At 70.6% G+C, this 18,044-nt stretch carries 16 protein-coding genes and 1 riboswitch; of the genes, 7 read left to right on the top strand and 9 right to left on the bottom strand.

The features are described from left to right. The first annotated feature begins 140 nt into the window (after positions 1-140). From N803_RS09165 to N803_RS09155, 3 genes are read left to right on the top strand one after another with little or no spacing between them, the layout of a single operon-like run. Positions 141-578, top strand: coding sequence for a MerR family transcriptional regulator (locus tag N803_RS09165; RefSeq protein WP_035904575.1), 438 nt, complete (start codon positions 141-143; stop codon positions 576-578). Continuing rightward, positions 571-1,782: an L-2-hydroxyglutarate oxidase gene (lhgO, locus tag N803_RS09160; protein ID WP_035904323.1), complete on the top strand. Its 1,212-nt coding sequence runs from the start codon at positions 571-573 to the stop codon at positions 1,780-1,782. Before N803_RS09165 ends, lhgO begins: the two co-directional genes overlap by 8 nt. Further along, a complete protein-coding gene (locus tag N803_RS09155) occupies positions 1,779-2,858 on the top strand; it encodes an SLC13 family permease (RefSeq protein WP_035904322.1) in 1,080 nt (359 codons plus the stop codon). The genes lhgO and N803_RS09155 overlap by 4 nt, the downstream gene beginning before the upstream one ends. A 31-nt stretch (positions 2,859-2,889) precedes the next feature. Here the strand turns inward: N803_RS09155 and N803_RS09150 are convergent, their stop codons facing one another. Continuing rightward, positions 2,890-4,173: an MFS transporter gene (locus N803_RS09150; protein WP_035904570.1), complete on the bottom strand. Its 1,284-nt coding sequence runs from the start codon at positions 4,171-4,173 to the stop codon at positions 2,890-2,892. Positions 4,174-4,231: 58 nt separating this feature from the next. Here N803_RS09150 and N803_RS09145 point away from each other — a divergent pair, with 58 nt between their 5' ends. Then, the gene (locus tag N803_RS09145; RefSeq protein ID WP_035904321.1) at positions 4,232-4,753 is read left to right on the top strand and encodes a MarR family winged helix-turn-helix transcriptional regulator; all 522 of its coding nucleotides are present in this window, start codon (positions 4,232-4,234) and stop codon (positions 4,751-4,753) included. 7 nt (positions 4,754-4,760) lie between these two features. Here the strand turns inward: N803_RS09145 and N803_RS09140 are convergent, their stop codons facing one another. Further along, a complete protein-coding gene (locus N803_RS09140) occupies positions 4,761-5,612 on the bottom strand; it encodes an alpha/beta hydrolase family protein (protein ID WP_052112089.1) in 852 nt (283 codons plus the stop codon). A gap of 23 nt (positions 5,613-5,635) precedes the next feature. Continuing rightward, a complete protein-coding gene (locus tag N803_RS09135; RefSeq protein ID WP_035904320.1) occupies positions 5,636-7,174 on the bottom strand; it encodes a multicopper oxidase family protein in 1,539 nt (512 codons plus the stop codon). Positions 7,175-7,435: 261 nt separating this feature from the next. On the opposite strand from N803_RS09135, the gene N803_RS17935 reads away from it, so the two are divergent. Continuing rightward, a complete protein-coding gene (locus N803_RS17935; RefSeq protein WP_245617134.1) occupies positions 7,436-8,407 on the top strand; it encodes a L,D-transpeptidase family protein in 972 nt (323 codons plus the stop codon). On the opposite strand, the gene N803_RS09125 is transcribed toward N803_RS17935, so the two are convergent. From N803_RS09125 to N803_RS09115, 3 genes are all read right to left on the bottom strand, one after another. Beyond that, positions 8,394-9,653, bottom strand: coding sequence for an MFS transporter (locus N803_RS09125; protein WP_052112088.1), 1,260 nt, complete (start codon positions 9,651-9,653; stop codon positions 8,394-8,396). The genes N803_RS17935 and N803_RS09125 overlap by 14 nt on opposite strands. A 55-nt stretch (positions 9,654-9,708) precedes the next feature. Continuing rightward, the gene (locus N803_RS09120) at positions 9,709-11,883 is read right to left on the bottom strand and encodes an ATP-binding cassette domain-containing protein (protein ID WP_035904557.1); all 2,175 of its coding nucleotides are present in this window, start codon (positions 11,881-11,883) and stop codon (positions 9,709-9,711) included. 91 nt (positions 11,884-11,974) lie between these two features. Next, entirely contained in the window at positions 11,975-12,691 is a 717-nt protein-coding gene (locus tag N803_RS09115) for an ECF transporter S component (protein ID WP_084764318.1), read from the bottom strand. 89 nt (positions 12,692-12,780) lie between these two features. Then, positions 12,781-12,883, bottom strand: a riboswitch (TPP riboswitch). 93 nt (positions 12,884-12,976) lie between these two features. Between N803_RS09115 and N803_RS09110 the strand changes: the two genes are divergently transcribed. Both N803_RS09110 and N803_RS09105 read left to right on the top strand, forming a co-directional pair. Further along, positions 12,977-13,255 (top strand): DUF4235 domain-containing protein, encoded by a 279-nt coding sequence (locus N803_RS09110; RefSeq protein ID WP_035904319.1) that lies wholly within the window; start codon positions 12,977-12,979, stop codon positions 13,253-13,255. A 244-nt stretch (positions 13,256-13,499) separates the two neighbouring features. Then, positions 13,500-14,207, top strand: coding sequence for a helix-turn-helix domain-containing protein (locus N803_RS09105; protein ID WP_035904318.1), 708 nt, complete (start codon positions 13,500-13,502; stop codon positions 14,205-14,207). Here the strand turns inward: N803_RS09105 and hutI are convergent. The 3 genes from hutI to N803_RS09090 are packed head-to-tail and all read right to left on the bottom strand — an operon-like array spanning position 14,167 to position 17,944. Then, positions 14,167-15,390 (bottom strand): imidazolonepropionase, encoded by a 1,224-nt coding sequence (gene hutI, locus N803_RS09100; protein ID WP_052112086.1) that lies wholly within the window; start codon positions 15,388-15,390, stop codon positions 14,167-14,169. The genes N803_RS09105 and hutI overlap by 41 nt on opposite strands. Beyond that, positions 15,387-16,718: a formimidoylglutamate deiminase gene (locus N803_RS09095; RefSeq protein ID WP_035904317.1), complete on the bottom strand. Its 1,332-nt coding sequence runs from the start codon at positions 16,716-16,718 to the stop codon at positions 15,387-15,389. Before N803_RS09095 ends, hutI begins: the two co-directional genes overlap by 4 nt. Next, complete coding sequence (locus N803_RS09090) at positions 16,715-17,944, bottom strand: allantoate amidohydrolase (protein ID WP_281174990.1); 1,230 nt, start codon at positions 17,942-17,944, stop codon at positions 16,715-16,717. The genes N803_RS09095 and N803_RS09090 overlap by 4 nt, the downstream gene beginning before the upstream one ends. Between the last annotated feature and the right edge of the window lie 100 nt (positions 17,945-18,044).

Here is an 18,044-nt window from a genome sequence, read left to right as displayed (position 1 = left end):
TGCCTCTCGATCGAGACGTCCGGCGACGGAGATCCGCTGGCCCGAGGCGGCAAAGGACCACAGCTGACCCCAAGCGCGAACGCTCTGGCGGGACCGACAGGGGCGAGGAGTACCTTCAGGTGAGCCTGAAGGAGGTCACCATGTCCGACGACACCGAACGCGCCGAGAACTGGTCCATCAGCGACCTCGCCGGACGCTTCGACCTGCCCACCCACGTGCTCCGCCACTGGGAGGACATCGGCCTGCTCACACCGCGGCGCGACGCCTCGGGCTACCGGCGCTACGGCCACGACGACCTCGTCCGCGTCGCCGTCATCCAGCGCAACAAGCTCGCCGGCATGACGCTCGAGCAGATCCACGTCCTCCTCGACGCGGGGGCCAAGGACCGGCACGAGGTCCTCGAGGCGCACCTGCGCGACCTCGAGGAGCGCCGCGTCGCCCTCGAGCGCTCACGTGAGATGACCGAGCATGCCCTGCGCTGCCGCGCCCACGACATCACCGCGTGCCCACGATTCGCCGCCGCTGTCGAGGACCTCGTCGAGGGTCGCCGCCAACCGGGCCTCACCGCACATGCGTGACGTCATCGTCGTCGGAGGCGGGATTGTCGGTCTCGCCACGGCATACGAGATCCTGCGCAGGCGACCGGGCGCTGACCTCCTCGTCGTCGAGAAGGAGGCCGAGGTCGCGCAGCACCAGACCGGCCACAACAGTGGAGTCATCCACGCCGGCGTCTACTACGCGCCGGGCAGCCTCAAGGCGCGCTTCTGCACCGAAGGCGCCGCGCGGACGCGCGAGTTCTGTCGCGAGCACTCAATTCCGTTCTCCGACACCGGAAAGCTCGTCGTCGCCACCTCCCCGATCGAGGTGACCCGACTCGAGGCCCTCACGGAGCGCGCCCGCGCCAACGGCCTCGCCGTGACTCCACTGTCCGGTGCCGATCTGCGTGAACGCGAGCCTCACGTCACCGGGCTCGCGGCGCTCCATGTCCACGCAACGGGCATCACCGACTACGTCTCGGTATGCCGGTCGCTCGCCTCCGCGGTCTCGGCTTCCGGTGGCGAGGTGCGCACCTCCACGGCCGTGACCAGACTCGACGAGCTGGCCGGAAAAGTCACCGTCACGGTGAGCCAGAACGGTTGGGAGACAGCCGAATCGGCCCGGCTCGTCATCGTGTGCGCGGGACTTCAGGCCGACCGATTGGCCGCGATGTCTGGGCTCAACCACGGCGCGGATGCGTTCCGGATCGTGCCGTTCCGCGGCGAGTACTTCCGGCTCCCGGCCAGCCGCAACGACCTCATCGACACGCTCATCTACCCCGTCCCCGACCCGGACCTGCCCTTCCTCGGCGTGCACCTCACCCGAATGATCGACGGAGGCATCACCGTCGGGCCGAACGCCGTCCTCGGCCTGAGCCGGGAGGGCTACCGCAAGGGCTCGGTCAGCCTGCGCGACCTCGCCGACCTCACCCGCTTCCCCGGCACCTGGCGTGTGGCCCAGAACCATTGGCGCACAGGGCTGTCCGAGCAGCACAGCTCGTTGTCCCGCCGCACGTATCTCGAGCTCATCCGGCGTTACTGCCCCGAGCTCACCGTCGACGACCTCCTTCCGGAACCGGCCGGCATACGGGCTCAGGCGGTCCTGCGGGACGGCACCCTCGTCCACGACTTCCTCATCCGGCGCACGGACCGCACCGTCCACGTCTGCAACGCACCCTCTCCGGCGGCCACGTCCGCCTTCCCGATCGCGGCCCACGTCGCCGACCTCGCGGGGGTGGCGGCGTGACCTGGCACGACCTCCTCGACCTCGCCGCCCGGATCGGCCCGGTCATGCTCTTCCTCGTCGCCATGACAGTGGTCGCGGAGATCGCCGAGATGGCCGGGGTGTTCGACGTCGCGGCCCATTGGACGTCGCACGCCGGGCGCCACCGGACGTGGCTGCTCTGGCTGCTCGTCGTCGCCCTCGCGACGGCCTGCACCATCGTCCTGAGCATCGACACGACAGCCGTCCTCCTCACCCCCGTCGTCATCGCCATGACGCGTCAACTCGGCATCCCCGCCATGCCGTTCGCCCTGACCACGGTCTGGCTCGCGAACACCGCCTCGCTCCTCCTGCCGGTCTCCAATCTCTCGAATCTCCTTGCGCTGCACCGGTTCTCGGCGATGGGCATCGGCACGCACGAATACATCGCACTCGCCTGGCGACCCGCCCTCGCCGCGATCCTCGCGACAGTCGTCGTGCTGTTTGTCCTCCACCGGCGCGATCTCATGACGCGCTACGCCCCCGATCCGCCGGCGGACCCGCACGACCGGATCCTGCTCTGGGTCGCGGGGATCACGTGCGTCGCGCTGGGTCCGGCGTTCGTCTCCGGCATCACCCCGGCCATCCCCGCCTCGATCGCCGCCGTCGTGCTCGTGGCGACACTTGCCTGGCGGTGGCGGCCCCGACTTCGCGACATCCAGGTGCCGTGGCCGATGGTGTTCATCGTGTGCGTCCTGTTCGTTGCGGTCGAGGTCGGCATGCGTCACGGACTCGAGCCGCTGCTCGCGTCACTGGTGGGCGACAGCCCGTGGCAGGTCGCTGCCGCCGGCGCCGTCAGCGCGAACGCGGTCAACAACCTACCGGCCTACGTGGCTCTTGAACCCGTCTCGGACGGGTCGCCGGAGCGCCTCATGGCACTCCTCATCGGCGTCAACGCCGGCTCGATCGTCACGCTCTGGGGTTCGCTCGCGACCCTTCTCTGGCGGGATCGGTGCCGGCGCGCAGGACTCACCATCAAGGCGTGGCCGTATGCCGTCCGCAGCCTTGCGTGCGCCGTCGCCGCCGTGGGCGCAGCCTTGCTCACCCTCACCCTCGTCTGACCCGCCGACCACAGCTGGCCGGCGGACCGCGTCAGGTGGCGCGGCGCTCGAGTCGTCGCACGGACGGAAGCAGGGTGGACAGCAGGGCAGTGCCACCCATGACGCAGCCGACGATGACGAGCCAGGGCGCCATGCCCACGAGCGCGCTGACCGGGCCTGCGAGGACGAGCCCGAGAGGGCGCGCCACGAACGACCCGACCATGTCGAAGGCGTAGACACGAGAGAGCTTCTCCTCGGCCACGTTCTGCTGGATCGAGAGGTCCCAGTTGACGCTGAAGATCTCGAGCCCGAAGCCGTGCAGCGCGGCGCCGGCGAGCAGCACGACGAGGCTGTCGGAGAGTGCCATGGCGAGAGGGAACGCAGCGGTCAGCGACAGCGTCGCCGTCCCGACGAGCAACCCACGGCGTGGGCGCCAGCGCAGCGAGATCAACCCGCCGAGAATGAAGCCGGCCATGAGGGCGGCGAGCGCCCAGCCCCACGCAGCCTCGGTCCAGCGGTCCTTCACCACGACCGGCCCGAGCACGCCCTGCACCCCGCCGTAGAAGAGGTGGTAGAGCAGGGCCTGCCCGATGAGGAGCCACAACCAGGTGTGCCGCAGCACCTCCCTCGCACCCTCGCGCAGGTCGCCGAACATCGAGCGGCGCGCGGCTGCCCCTTCGGCAGCAGCGCCAGATCCTTCGTCCGAGGCATCGTCGGCCCCGGCGCGCACCGCCCCCGACACGTCGATGCGGCCAAAGCACAGCGCTGCCACGGCGAAGGTGAGTGCATCGACCCCGATGGCCCACCCCGGCCCGAAGGCAGCGACCAGCATGCCGGCCACGGCGAAGCCCAGCACCTGGGCGGTCTGGGAACTCAGTCGTCGGAGCGCCACGGCGTCCGCCAACTCAGCGGCGGGAACTGTCTGGCGGGTCATCGCCTGGGAAGAAGGGCCGCTCAGGGCCCCGAGGCAGCCGTTGAGCATCCCGATGGCCGCGATCATCGGGATCGTCGCCCAGCCGCCGATGAGGCTCACTGCCATGACCGTCTGCGTCACGGCAGTCGCGGTCGCAGATCCCCGCATCATCAGCCGGCGCGAGACTCGGTCGCCGAGCACGCCGCCGAACATGATCGTCACGACCTCCGCCGCGGCAAAGATCGCCACAACGAGCCCCAACTCCGTGGCGCTCCCGCCGAGCTCGAGCACCGCAAACGCGAGCGCCACCGGCGTGATGGCGTTGCCGAGCGCCGTCACCGTGGTGCCAGCGACGAGGTAGCGGTAAGCCGGATGACCCAGCACCGCGCGAAGGGCTGGTCGTCGGGTGGCGAGATCGGTCACGGGCGCCATATTACTTCGCCAGCGAATTATTCACCACCGAAGTTGCTACGCTCCTCCCATGGCCCAGCCCGAGGACAGCACAGACCGGCACGTCGCGCGGTGGCGCGGGCACTGGGTGCTGGAGACCGCCCCCTACGACGACACCGTCGAGGCGATCACAACGCGCATCGGGGCGATCATGCGCCACCTTCGCGAGCACAAGAAGCGAGCCGCGACCGAGGCCGGTCTGCAGGACTTCGAGTACGACACACTCCATGCGCTGATGATCCGTGACACCCCCGGCACCAGCTCCCCGACCGCCCTGGCCGCTGACCTCGGCATCTCGCCGGCTGGCATGTCGGGACGCCTCGAAGGCATGGAGAAGGCCGGCTTCATCCAGCGCACCACGGACGCGACCGACCGGCGACGACTCGGGGTCGAGGCGACCCCGGCCGGCATCGAGATCTGGCGCGAGGTCATGGCCAGGCGCGGCCAGGAGGAGGACGAGATGCTCGGCGTCCTCAGCGCGCATGAGCGCGAGACGCTGAGCACGTTGCTCAAGCGGGTCACGCTGCACATCGAGGGCGAGCGCAACCGCTGAGGGCGGCTCAGGCGAGGGCCGCGCGGAGCCAGGCCGCGATCTCGCCCGCGAACGACCCCGGGTGCCGGGCCCACGTGAAGTGGTCGAACGCCGGGCCGGCCTCGCCCGCGGGCCGGGTCGCGAACCGGTGCTCGACGCGGGCGCCGCTCAGCTTGTCGACGAGGTTGTCGACCGACCCGCGCGGGGCGAGGTCGTCGTTGTCGAGTGTCACTGCCAGGACCGGCAGGTCGACACCACCGAAATCGGGCTCGGCGCTCACCCCTGCCCGCTCGACGACGAGGTCACCACGCCGGGCGAAGCGTGCCCACTCACGCATGAGCCGGCGTGGTTGGCGTCCGCCGAAGCCGAGCCGGTGTCCCGGCCAGTGCCCGCGGACCTGCGCCACGGCACCGAGGAGCTGGGTCTGGCCCAGGAGCTTGAGCCGCCTGGGGAATCCGCGCCAGTAGGGCGAGCCCGAACCGATGAGGACCAGCGCCGCGACACCCGACTCGTGCGTGGCGAGGTGGATGGCCCCGACCTGACCGCCGAAGGAGTGTCCGATGAACGCGAGCGGGCGTCCGGCGTACCGTTCGCGAGCCACGGCGACAGTCGCAGCGACGACGTCGTCGGACACCACGGCATACCCGAAATCGTTGCGGCGGCTCGCGACCGGGCGGCTGACGCCCTGCCCCGGGAAGTCGGCCACGAGGGTGGCGACCCCCTCGGCCGCGAGCGCGTCGACGAACGGGCCGTAGTAGCCCGCGGCCACTCCCAGCGCCGGCAGAAGGATCACCACAGGGTCGCCCGCGCCGCCACCGTCGGCACCGACAACGGTCGTGTGCCCGCCGCCAGGCAGCTCCAGGTCAGTCACGTGATCCACGAGGAGAACGGTAGGGCGAACCCTCAGTGGGTATGCCGGGTGGTCCGCTTCTCGGCCGCCGCACCGGCGCCGTGGTCGGCGTGGTCAGAGACCTCGATGCGGTCGGCGGTCTCGCCCGGCCGGGCCACGACGAACTGGCCCATGAGCCCCTCGTCCTCGTGTCGGAGGAGGTGGCAGTGGAACATGTAGGGGCTCTGTGTGTCGGCGAAGTCGGTGAAGCGCATCCGGAGTTCGACCGAGGCTCCGTTGGGGATGAGGACGGTGTCCTTCCAGCCGGCGAGGACCGCGGGAGGTGGGCCGCCGGCATACCGGATGACCTGGAACTGCACGTCGTGGATGTGGAAGTTGTGCACCTGGCCGTCGGCGTTCGTGACGGTCCACGACTCGGTGGTGTCGAGCGTCGAGACGATGTCGACGCGCCCCATGTCCATCTTCCCGAAGTTCGTCCGCGTGCCGCTGAGGCTGATGGATCGGGTCGCCCCGATGACGTCGTCGGCGAGGTCCGGGGCCGGGGCCAGCTCGGAAGGCAGGGGCGGGCTCGGTGCGAGCGTGGTCGCGCCTCGGAGCTCGAGGATGTCGAGGCGGTCCGAGCCGCCCGTGAAGCGGTTGCCATCCCCGGTCGGCGGGGCGCTCTGGAGGACGGTGCGGTCGCCCGGTCGGACGTCGACGACGATCTCGGCGCGCTCGCCCGGCGACAGCAGGAGTTCATCGGTGAGCACTGGACGAGGGAGGAGTCCCCCGTCACTCGCGACGACGGCATACCGACGGTTGTCGTCGAAATGGAAGCGGTAGACGCGCGCGTTCGAGCCGTTGAGCACCCTCAGGCGGACCCTTTCGGTCGTGGCCTGAAGGAACGCACCGGGAGTGCCGTTGACGAGCACTGTGTCGCCGAGGATGCCCGTCGACTGGAAGAGACCGTGGGACTCGTCGAGCTGGTTCCCGTCAAATGCCTTGTCCTGCACCATGATCGGGAAGTCATCGACGCCGTAGGTCTTCGGGAGGGCGACGTCGTTCGCGTCGTCGAGGAGGAACATCCCGGCCAGCCCTCGATAGACGTGCTTGGCCGTCTCGCCATGGGGATGTGGGTGGTACCAGAGCGTCGCCGCCGGCTGGTCGATCGTCCAGTGCGGGGACCAGCGACCACCGGGTTGGATCGGCTGGCGGGGGCCGCCGTCCATCGACGCCGGCAGGTGCATGCCGTGCCAGTGCACCGTCGACGTCTCACCGAGCCGGCTGGTGACATTGACCCGGACCTGCTCGCCGCGAGTGGCGCGGAGGGTGGGGCCGAGGAAGGAGCCGTTGAAGCCCCACGTCGGAGTCGGCGCACCGCGCCCGAGATCGGACTCCCCCGCCTGCATGGTCAGGTCGAAGGTGCGCACACCCGAGGGATCGACCGTCGACTCCGCGAGCGGCGGGATGACGAGCGGGCGATCGAAGTCGACCTTGCCCACCGTGTCGATGCTCGACTGCGCGAACGACCAGGCGATGTAGGCAGCGAACCCGCCGACCGTGAGGACGACGACGGTTCCGAGGGCGATGACGAGCTTGATGGCGGTGCGCATGGGTTCCACCGTCACCGACGGCTCCGGCGCCGAACAGGGTTTTCGGGGTGCCCTCAGGGGCGACCTCAGGGATGGGTCCGGGGCCACCCCCACTGGTCCGTGCCAATGAGCGCCAGGGACGCCACGGGCGCCTCGCGCCCCACGGGTGCCACGGGTGCCACGCACGGGACGGTCACGAATTGGCCACGCACGCAACCTGCTGCGTGCGCTGGGCGTCTGGACGGTTGAGGATGTCAACAACTCACGGTCGAGGGGGACCACATGGCAACACACACCGCACGACGCACCGCGACCGCGGCGCTGGCGGCAGGACTCATGCTCGGACTCGCCGCGTGCGGCACCGGTGACAGTTCGGCCGGCGGTCCGATCGCCCTGCCCGACACGTCGTCCTCCACGACCTCCGGAAGCGCAACCTCGAGTACGAACGGCTCCACCGCGAGCCCGTCCGGGCCGTCCGCGTCCACCACCGCACCCGGCACCGTTGGCCCCGCGTCACCGACGACCACCGCGCAGCCCGGTGCCACCACGGGCACGTCCAAGCCGAAGCCCACGACGGCCAGCCCGAAGCCCACCCCGACGAAGGCCACGCCGAGCCAGACGAAGTCCCCGAAGCCCAAGCCGCCGACCAAGCCCGAACACGCCGACCTGCGCTCCGGCGACAGCGGCCCCCGAGTGCTCAAGCTGCAGCAGGAGCTGTCGGCCCTGGGCTACTGGCTCGGCGAGCCGGACGGCGACTTCGGCCACCTGACTCAGCAGGCCGTCTGGGCGCTCCAGAAGACGGCCGGCATCTCCCGCGATGGCAGGGTCGGCCCGGCCACCCAACGCGCCATCGACAAGGGCGTGCGCCCCTCGACCACCCTTCGGGGCAACGGCGTCGACATCAACCTCAAGCGCCAGATCCTCATGATCGTCCGCGACGGCCAGGTCCGCTACACGCTCAACACGAGCACCGGCGGTGGCTACAAGTACACGCAGAAGGACGGCGACGTCGTCACGGCACGCACGCCCAAGGGCACCTTCTCGGTCTACTACACCGTCGACGGCAAGGACGAGGGCTTCCTGGGCGACATGTGGCGGCCCCGCTACTTCAACGGCGGCTACGCAGTTCACGGCTCCCCGTCGATCCCTGCCCACGCCGCGTCACACGGTTGCGCCCGGGTGAGCAACGCGGCCATGAACATGATCTGGGCCCGCAACTACATGCCGAAGGGCTCCACCGTCATCGTTCGCTGACCTGCTGGTCGGCGGAGGTCACCCCGACCACCGCGTCGTGATCGAGGTGGCGCGGCAGGGTCTCGCGAGCGCGTGACCACGGGATGGTCGCCAACAGGCTGAGCACGCCGGTGACGCCGAACGCGAGAGCGAAGCTGCCGGAGTCCACGAGGGCCCCGGCGAGGACGGGCCCGATGATCGCCCCGGCATCGGACGACATCTGGAAGGCCGCGAGCGCCGGACCACCGTTGCGGTCACGACCCACGATGTCGGCGATGGCCGCCTGCTGCGCCGGGTTGAGCGCGCCCGACCCGAGCCCCGCGATGATCGACAGGACGACGAGGACGGGGAAGCTCGTGGCGAACCCGGTCGCGATCGTCGCAACGCCCGCGACCACGAGACCGCCCACGATGAAGGGGCGTCGCCCGACGCGGTCGCTGAGTCGCCCGGCCACGTTCATCCCGACCGCGTTGCCCCCGGCATAGATCGCGAGCACCGCGCCGGCGAGCCACGGTTCCTTGCCGATGTTGGCCGCCACGAAGAGCGGGATGATCGCGTTGCGCACCCCGAAGTTGGCCCATCCGTTGGCGAACGCGGAGACCAGACCGGCCCGATAGGCGTTGTCCTGCAACCCTTCTCGCGCCGTCATGACCGGGAGCACGGGTGCATCCGGGGCCGGGCGCAACGCCTGCGAACTGATGAACGTCGCGACGAGAGCGGCAGCGAGAACGAGCGCACCGGCATACGCGAGGAACGGCACACGCAACCCAAGACCACCGAGAGCGCCACCGACGGCGGGACCACCGATACCGCCGATGAGGAAGGCGGAGCCGTAGGCCGAGGCCACGCGCCCCCGGATCGCCGGCGGTGCCAGCCGGACGATCAGCGCGGTCGCGGAGACGGTGAACATGACCGAGCCGATGCCGCCGAGTCCGCGGAAGACGAGGAGCTGCCAGTAGTTCTGCGCGAAGGCCGTCGCGGCCGTGGATGCCGCGACGATGAGCAGCCCGGCGAGATAGATGGGGCGCTCGCCGAGCCTGACGATGAGGGACCCACCGGCCGGCGCGAACACGAGCCGGAAGAACGCGAAGACGCTGACCACGATCGCGCTGGCGGTCGCGCCGACCCCGAAGCTCTGCGCGAACTGCGGCAGGACCGGGGTGATGAGGCCGAAGCCGAGAGCGATGACGAACGCCGAGGCGACGAGCACCCAGATCTCGCGCGGGATGCGGGCACGCTCGACCGGCGCGGGGTTCAGGGTGGTCATGACAGTGGTCAAGTATGCCCTCGGTCCTGACATTCCCCCACGGAGTTTTCGGGCGTCAGAGCACCACCGCGGCGACGATGGGGACCGCGGCGCCGATCAGGAGGAGAGTGTCGGCCCAGCGCCACGGTGCCGAGGCGAACCAGGTCCGGCGGAAGGCCGAGGCGAACCCTCGCGCGTCCATCGCCACGGCGAGATCGGCCGCCATCCGCAGGGTGCGAACAAGCAGGCCGAACGTGATCGTCGCCAGGTCCCGCACCATCGCCACGGGACGTCGCGCATCCATGCCGAGACCACGCACCCGCCGGGCCAGGGAGATCTCGGACCAGACCGCGCCGAGGGTGTGCACGCGCTGGAGGGCTGCGGAGAGCGCCACGACCGGACGGGCCGGCAGTCGCAACCTCTGGGCCAGATGGTCGCCCAGACGATCCGGGTCGACGAGCGGCAGGAGGACCGCCGACGGCAGGACAATGATGAGGACCCGCAGCGCCGCGGTGAAGGCCGTGGTCGTGTCGTGCCCGCCGAGCAACCACGTCGACCAGCCGACCGAGAGCCCACCGAGCACACCGGGCAACAGTCGCAGAACGACGCGACGCAGCCGACCTCGTGGGCGCAGCCCGGGTCCGGGCGCCGACAGGGCGATGACGCCGAGAACGACCTGCACCGCGAGGACGAGGAGGGACGTGCGCCAGTGTCCGGGGATGATCCCGGCCGGGATGGCGAGCATCGCGCCGCCCATCAGAGCCAACGGACCGGCGCGCCCGGCGAGCACGCGACGGGACGCCGGTGGAGCTGCCTCGCGTGGTGGCGGGCTGAGCTCCACGACGTCGTCGCACCGCTCGATCAGGGCTGCGTCGTGCGTCGACACGAGAACCGCACCCCCGCCGGCGCGCTGCGCGTCGAGGAGTCCGACGACGGCCGCCCAGGTGTGGCGGTCCTGCCCGACCGTGGGCTCGTCGGCGAGCAGCAGTGGCGGTCGGTGCAGCAGGGCGGCGGCGATGGCGAGGCGGCGCTGTTCGCCACCCGAGAGTTCGCGCGGGTCGGCGGCCTCGAGGTGGTCCAGACCGAGCGAGACGAGCAGGGCGCGGGCCTCCTCCACTCGCTCGGGAGTCTCTTCCCCGAGTGCCCGACTCGCCACGAGCACCTCGTCGAGGACGGTGCGGCCGATGATCGTCGAGCTCGACCACTGCGGGACCCAACCCACCTGCGCGGCGAGCTCGCGACTGGAGAGGTCGGCGACGGGTCGCTCCTCGGCCGTGATCGCCCCGCTCGAGGGGGTCAGGCCGCCGGCGAAGCCGAGGAGAACGGTCGACTTGCCGGAACCACTCGGGCCGACGAGGGCGGTGGTCGTGCCGGGGCGCGGGGTGAGCGCCCGGTCCACCAGGGCGGCGACGTGAGTGCGTGTCGAGCCGTCGAGCAGGCGGGTCGTGCGTTCGATGGTGAGGGGGGTCGCTGCGGGGATCTGGCGTCCCTCCGGGGCGGCCGCCGCCCCGGCAACCGACGCGATCGGCGTCGGGGGTGGCGCATCGGGCACCCAGATGCCCATGTCGAGGAGTCGCTCCCGCTCGCGATCGAGCACGTCGCGCACGGGACCGTCGGCGACGAGGACTCCGTCCGCATCGAGGACGAGCATGCGGTCGACGAGATCGACCCACGGTCCGAGGATGTGCTCGACGACGACCGTGGTGATCGGGTATGCCGTGAGCGCCCGTTCCACACTTGCCCGCACCTGGGCGGCGTGGCCGGGATCGAGCATCGCGGTCGGTTCGTCAAGGAGCAGCACGCTGGGGCGCAGGGCGAGCGCGCCGGCGAGCGCCAGCCGCTGGGTCTCGCCGCCGGAGAGCGCTCCGGTCGGGGTGTCGAGCGGCATGCGCAGGCCGACGGCCTCGACGGCGGCACGGATGGCGGCCGGCATGTCCGAACGCGCCAGGCCGACGTTCTCGAGGCCGAACGCGACGTCGCGCCCGACCGAGGAGGCGACGACCCCGGCGCCGGGCTCCTGGAGGACGAGTCCGACCTCGCCGGCGCGCGAGCCGGGTGCGTGACCATCGATCGTCACCAAGCCGGAGAGTTCGCCGGCGTCGGCGGTCTCGAGGAGGCCGGCGAGGGCCCGCAGCAGGGTCGACTTGCCCGAGCCACTGGGGCCGACCAGGAGGACACGCTGACCCGGAGTCAGCGAGAGCGAGACGTCGCGCAGAACAGGTTCGCGGCGGCCGAACGGGCGCCACGTCACCCCCTCGAGGGTGACGTGGCCGCCCATCACCGGGTCGGACCCCGCGTCAGCGCCGGCCCCTCTGCCCGCGCTGGCGTCGAGGGAGACCACGTCAGAGTGCGCGGTTCTCGCGGTGTTCCTGCCCGGGCGGGAACGCGTTGAGGGCACCGGCAACGGCGAGTGCTCGGGTGAGCAGCCACCCGCCGGCCCCGGCGACCACGGCACCGGAGAAGGCGAGGACGCCGGCATACGCGGCCTTCCACGCGAAGGACCAGTCCTGGATCCAGGTGAAGGACTCGTAGAACGCGGCGAACGGCCCCGCGAGTGCACCGGCGAGCATGGCCGCTGCGATGCCGAACGCGCGGTAGCCGAGCAGCGCGAACGCGAGCTCGGTGCCCAGGCCCTGGACGATGCCGGAGACGAGGGTGGTGGCGCCCCACTCCGTGCCCGGGATCATCGAGACGAGGGCGGCGACGACCTCGCAGAAGAGGGCGGCACCGGGGCGGCGGACGACGAGTCCGCCGACGACTCCCGCCAGGAACCAGGGCCCGGCGAAGAGCCCGCCCAGTGGTGCGAAGCCGAAGGTGATGGCGCTGAGCGGGCCGTTGTAGAAAACGCCCCAACCCCAGAACGCAATGCCGAGGGCGGCGCCGAGGAAGGCGATGGTGAGGATGTCGACGGTCCGCCACCCCATGAGGGGACGGGTCGCCAGGATGCTGCGGGCACGCAGGACGCTGCCCGTCTTCGCGGTGGACGGTTCGGCTGCCGTGGTGGCCGTGCTGTTGGCCGTGGGGTCGACGGCGGCCGACTTGGTGGTGGGTGTTGCCATGTGAACTTCTTCTCCCGTGGTCTCCGGGCGTGCCCGGTGGATACCTCGGGGAGGTGAACCCCTTGAATGCCCTGCGGCATCCTCTGGGCTCACCTGAGAACTCGACTCCCTACGCCGGTGCGAACCGGATCAGGTGTGAGGGTCTGCGGTTGCCCGCACTCTCAGCGCCGAAGCGCTCCCCTGTCGTTGACGTGGTCACCCTACTCCTGTGCTGTGGCAGGCTGGAACTGAGCACGCCCCGTGCGGGAGATCGCGCGGCGGCCATCGCAACCTGAAGGAGTCATCGTGGGCAGCGCTGTGTGGAAGATCCTCGGAACCGGGTCGGCCGTTCTCGCCGGAATTGCCGCGACGAAGGTGGCCGACCAGATCTGGCAGAAGGCCGGGCAGGACAAGGGGTTTGACCCGAAGGATCCCGACTCGCCGTTCGTCACGGCTCTCGCGTATGCCGCCCTCACCGGTCTCGCGGCGGGCGTCGCCCGCACGATGGCCACCCGCAAGGCCGCCCAGTACTACGCCCGGTCGGCCGGCCACAAGCCGCACGAGATCACCGACCGCGACCTCTGAGGCGAGCGGCCCGAGGAGCTCAATCACTGGACACCTCCTTGGGCCGAACCAACCCGAGGGCAATCCACTCTGTGCTCGGACGCACCGCTGACTTATCAGTCATCGTCCCGATGACCTTTGGGTCATCGACCCGAGTCGACACCCAGTGGAGGACCAGAGCGGACGCGCCCCACGCAGGCTGAGTCCGCACGGCGGCTGTGGAAAACCCGACGGTCCCCCTCCGGCGAGAAGGCATCGTGGATCCATGACACGCCGACCAGCCCCTCCCACCTCCACAGCGCGCGACATCCTGCGGCACGCGAGGCACCTGCAACGACTGACCCAGGCGGCGTTGGCCGAGCGCGTCGGGATCGACAAGGCCGTTCTGGCCCGCTACGAGACCGGCGCGCAACAACCGACGTTGCCCGCCCTGGAGCGACTTGTCGCGGGATGCGGATACGAGCTCCGATGGAGTCTGAACAACATCGGCGCGGTCCGCGCCGGAGCATCGGCAGTCAGCGGTGTGGCGAACGTCGACCAGGCGGACGCCGGCCTGGTGGCCACCATCGACCAAGCTGACGCTGGCGTGGTGGCCACCATCGACCAGGCTGGCGCTTGCGTGGTCACGGAAGGTGCGCCAGCGCTCGCACTTCCCGGGCCGATCGGGCGGCGCATCAGCGCCAACCTGGCCGAGGTCCTCGACGTGCTCGCCGCGATCGGGGCGACCGACCCCTGCCTCTACGGAGACATCGCCAACGGCTGCGAGGGCGTTGCCTCCCGCGTCTTCATCGGAGTGACGCCCGCGCCCGACACAAGTTTCAACACCCTGCTGTCGACGTCCGGCCGACTCGGGATGCTCCTCAGAGTCGATGTGCGGGTGATGCGGCACGACGAGGTGCCCGATCGGGGGCCCGACGGTGCGGGCGTGCCCCTCACGCCTGAGGGCGATCCTCCGATGTCCCGCTCGGCGTGACGAGGGCACGGGCGATGGGGACACCTGCGCGATAGGCGAGGTGCAGGTGGCTGGGTGCGTCGAGCACGGCAAGGTCGGCGGGACCGCCGACGACGATGCGTCCGATGTCGTCGCGGCGCAACGCTCGGGCCGACCCGCGGGTGGCGGCCCACACCGCCTCACTCGGCGTCATGCCCATCTCGCGCACGGCGAGCGCGATGACGAACGGCATCGAGTCCGAGTAGCACGTGCCCGGGTTGCAGTCGGTGGCCAGCGCGACGGACACACCGGCGTCGATGAGGCGTCGCGCATCCGGATAGGGCGAACGCGTCGAGAACTCCACCCCGGGCAACAGCGTGGCGGCCGTCGTGTCGGACGCCTGAACGAGCGCATCGACGTCGTCGTCGGACAGATAGGTGCAGTGGTCGACGCTCGCCGCGGCGAGCTCGACCGCGAGCCGAACTCCCGGCCCGGGACCCAACTGGTTGCCGTGGACACGTAGCTCCAGACCGGCGTCGCGGGCGGCGGTCAGGACCGCTCGTGACTCGTCCTCGGTGAAGGCGTGGGCCGAGTTCGGCTCGCAGAAGACATCGGCCCACTTCGCGTGCGGCGCACACGCCTCCAGCATGGGCCCGGTGACGAGCTCGACATAGGCCGCCCTATCGCCCCGCGCCTCCGGCGGCACGACGTGTGCGCCGAGGAACGTTGTCTCCGTGGTGAACTCACCGGCGATCCGCAGGGCCCTGACCTCGTCCTCAACCGTGAGGCCGTAGCCACTCTTGATCTCCACCGTCGTCGTGCCCTGCGCGCGCATCTCCGCGACCCTGCGCCCGACCAGTTCTCGCAATCGCTCGTCCGATGCCGCGCGGGTGGCGTCGACGGAGACGCCGATGCCTCCGCCGTCGTAGCGCTCCCCCGTCATCCGCGCCGCGAACTCGGCGGCCCGATCACCGTCGAAGACGAGATGGCTGTGGCTGTCGACGAAGCCCGGCAGGACGGCTCGCCCCTCGAGGTCGACTCGGGTGTCGCTGTCCGGCGCATCCGCGGCAGTACCGATCCACGCGATGCGCCCGTCCTCGACGACGAGGGCGGCATTGCGCACGATCCCCAGCACGCCATCGCCAGCGACCCCTGCGAGCGTCCCCGAGTCGGGCCCGTCGCAGGTCACCAGCTCACCGATGGACGTGTAGAGGGTCGAGCTCACGATGCGCTCCTCACGACGGCGATGGCTTCGGCAACGAGGTCGTCGACGTGCCCGAGGCTGTGCACTCCCTCGGCGACGACCCGCCGCCCGTGGACGACAACGTCGAGGACGTCCAACCCGGTCGCGGCGAAGAGGATCTGCCCCGGAGCGGCACCGCTCGTGCGTCGACTGTCGGTGCGGATGGTGACGAAGTCGGCGAGCGACCCGACAGCGAGCCGCCCCCCCTCCCAGCCGAGGGCACGGTAGCCGCTCAGGGTGGCGACGTCGAGCAACTCACCCAGGCCGAAGCGACCGCGCTCGTTCGTCGTGAGGCGTTCGTGCATCTCGAGGCCGCGCACCTCCTCGAAGGGGTCGATGACGGCGTGCTGATCCGACCCCAGGCTGAGCGTCGCCCCGGCATCGGCGAGGTCCCGAGCCCGGCCGATCCCGTCAGCCAGGTCACGCTCGGTCGTCGGGCAGAAGCAGGCACCCGCGCCGGCCCGGCCCATGAGGTCGACGTCGGCGTCGGTGAGGTGAGTGGCGTGCACCGCGGTGAACCCGTCACGCAGCAGACCCACTTCGTCGAGGTGCGCAACGGGAGTCCGGCCATAGACCATCTCGGTGGCGATGTTCTCGGCGATCTGTTCACTCACGTGGGCGTGCACGGGTCGATCGCCGACCACGCGGGCGAACTCGATGAGCTGGTCACGGGTCAGGGCGCGCACCGAGTGCGCCGCGGCACCGATCCGGGCAATGTCGGTGTCCTGCAACGCATCCACGCGTTCAGCCCAGGCCGCGACGGAGCCGTCGGAGAACCGGATCTGCACCTCGTCGAGCGGCTGGTGCCCTTCCGCGTACAGCCCGCCCGAGAGGTAGCACGTGTCCAGAAGCGTGAGCCGGATGCCCGCCTCCCTGGCGGCCGCGATGAGTGCCGCACCCATGGCGTTGGGGTCGTCGTACGGCCGGCCGTCGGGGCCGTGGTGCAAGTAATGGAACTCCCCGACGACGGTGAAGCCCGACGCCACCATCTCGGCGAACACCCCTCTCGCGAGGGCGAAGTAGGTGTCGGGATCGAGACGGGAGGCGACGGCATACATCTGCTCTCGCCACGTCCAGAAGTTGCCGCCGTCCGCGTGGGTGCGCCCACGGAGCATCCGATGGAAGGCGTGGCTGTGTGCATTCGCGAATCCCGGCAGGGCAATGCCGCGCAGCCGCACGTCGTCGCGACGGGGCGTCGTGTCGGTCGCGATCTCGGTGAAGCGTCCGTCGACGACGGTCAGCCGAACCCCTCGGTGGACCTTGGTGGGGAGCTGGGCGTGCTCGCACCAGTACGTCGTCGAGCCGGTCATGAGTGCGCTCCGGCCAGATCGGTGAGGACGTCCGTGAGCGCCTCGACGCCGAGCAGGCAATCCTCGGACGTCGCGAACTCCTCGGGCGAGTGCGAGATCCCGGTCGGGTTGCGCACGAAGAGCATCGCCGTCGGGACGCCCGCGTTGGCGAGGATCCCGGCGTCGTGGCCGGCACCCGTGCCGATGACGGGTATGCCGCCGAGCCTGGTTGCGAGGCGACGCGCCAGTCCCGGGTCGAAGGGTGTCGAACCGGTCCACGAGTCCTCGACCACGAGACCGCCGAACTCCTCGACGACCTCGGTGACGGCCGCGACGACGGCGCGCACCGCGTCCTCGTCGGCACCGCGCGCGTCGAGCCACCCGGTGACCTCGCTCGGGATCGCGTTGACTCCACCGGGGGTCACGGCCACCTTGCCCACGGTCGCCACGCAACCGTGCTGCTCCGCCGCCCGGCGAGCGGCAATGACGGCAGCCGCGAAGCCGAGCATCGCGTCCTCGCGGTCCTCGAGGCGCGTGGTCCCCGCGTGGTTCGCCTCGCCGAGGGTGCGCACCCGCCAGCGTCCGTGCGGCCAGATGTCGCTGCCCACGGCCAAGGGCTGGTCGACCTCGGGGAGCGAGAGGTGCCGCCCCTGCTCCACGTGAAGCTCGACGAACGCGCCAACGCGCCGGACCGTCTCCGAATCGGGCCCGAGCTCTTCGGCCGATCGACCCGCAGCCGCCAATGCCTCGGCCATCGAGACCCCGTCGGCGTCCGTCAGCGACCGAGCCCGGTCGGCCGTCATCGCTCCTGTGAGGACGCGCGAGCCGGCACAGGCGACCCCGAAGCGCGCACCCTCCTCGTCGACGAAGTTCACGATGCCGATCGGACGGTCCGGCTCAAAACCGTTGGCGCGCAATGCATCCAGCGCAGCGAAAGCCGAGACGACGCCGAGCGGTCCGTCGAATGCGCCGCCGTCGGGCACCGAGTCGAGGTGCGAGCCCGTCACGATCCCCGGACGTCCAGCAGCAAGGGCAGCATCGGGGTCGCCCCACCATGCCCACTGGTTGCCGACGCGGTCCACGGTGAGGTCGAGGCCTCGTCGCGCGGCTTCCGCCGCGAACCACTCGCGCAGGGTGTGGTCCTGCCGCGTCCAGGCGAATCTGCGGTAGCCGCCGGACGTCGCGTCCCGGCCCACCGGCATGAGATCGCGCCACATCGAGTCGAAGGTCTGGCTCGGGGTGCTCACCCCGCCATTCCACACCCCGGACGGTCCGCAGGGAGGCAAGGGGACGGCATACCTGTCTGAAATGCCAGACGATTCGGTGACGGCCGAAACGTTGGCGACC

It is taken from the genome of Knoellia subterranea KCTC 19937 (assembly GCF_000768685.1).
GTDB lineage: Bacteria > Actinomycetota > Actinomycetes > Actinomycetales > Dermatophilaceae > Knoellia > Knoellia subterranea.
This window is presented reverse-complemented; position numbering and strand designations above follow the sequence as displayed.

What these genes read in the sequence shown, in the direction of transcription:
- N803_RS17935 (WP_245617134.1), top strand. Translation starts at nt 7,436, where the DNA reads ATGGCAACACACACCGCACGACGCACCGCGACCGCGGCGCTGGCGGCA.
- N803_RS09135 (WP_035904320.1), bottom strand. Translation starts at nt 7,174, where the DNA reads ATGCGCACCGCCATCAAGCTCGTCATCGCCCTCGGAACCGTCGTCGTC.
- lhgO (WP_035904323.1), top strand. Translation starts at nt 571, where the DNA reads ATGCGTGACGTCATCGTCGTCGGAGGCGGGATTGTCGGTCTCGCCACG.
- N803_RS09105 (WP_035904318.1), top strand. Translation starts at nt 13,500, where the DNA reads ATGACACGCCGACCAGCCCCTCCCACCTCCACAGCGCGCGACATCCTG.
- N803_RS09145 (WP_035904321.1), top strand. Translation starts at nt 4,232, where the DNA reads ATGGCCCAGCCCGAGGACAGCACAGACCGGCACGTCGCGCGGTGGCGC.
- N803_RS09115 (WP_084764318.1), bottom strand. Translation starts at nt 12,691, where the DNA reads ATGGCAACACCCACCACCAAGTCGGCCGCCGTCGACCCCACGGCCAAC.
- N803_RS09165 (WP_035904575.1), top strand. Translation starts at nt 141, where the DNA reads ATGTCCGACGACACCGAACGCGCCGAGAACTGGTCCATCAGCGACCTC.
- N803_RS09095 (WP_035904317.1), bottom strand. Translation starts at nt 16,718, where the DNA reads ATGACCGGCTCGACGACGTACTGGTGCGAGCACGCCCAGCTCCCCACC.
- N803_RS09125 (WP_052112088.1), bottom strand. Translation starts at nt 9,653, where the DNA reads ATGACCACCCTGAACCCCGCGCCGGTCGAGCGTGCCCGCATCCCGCGC.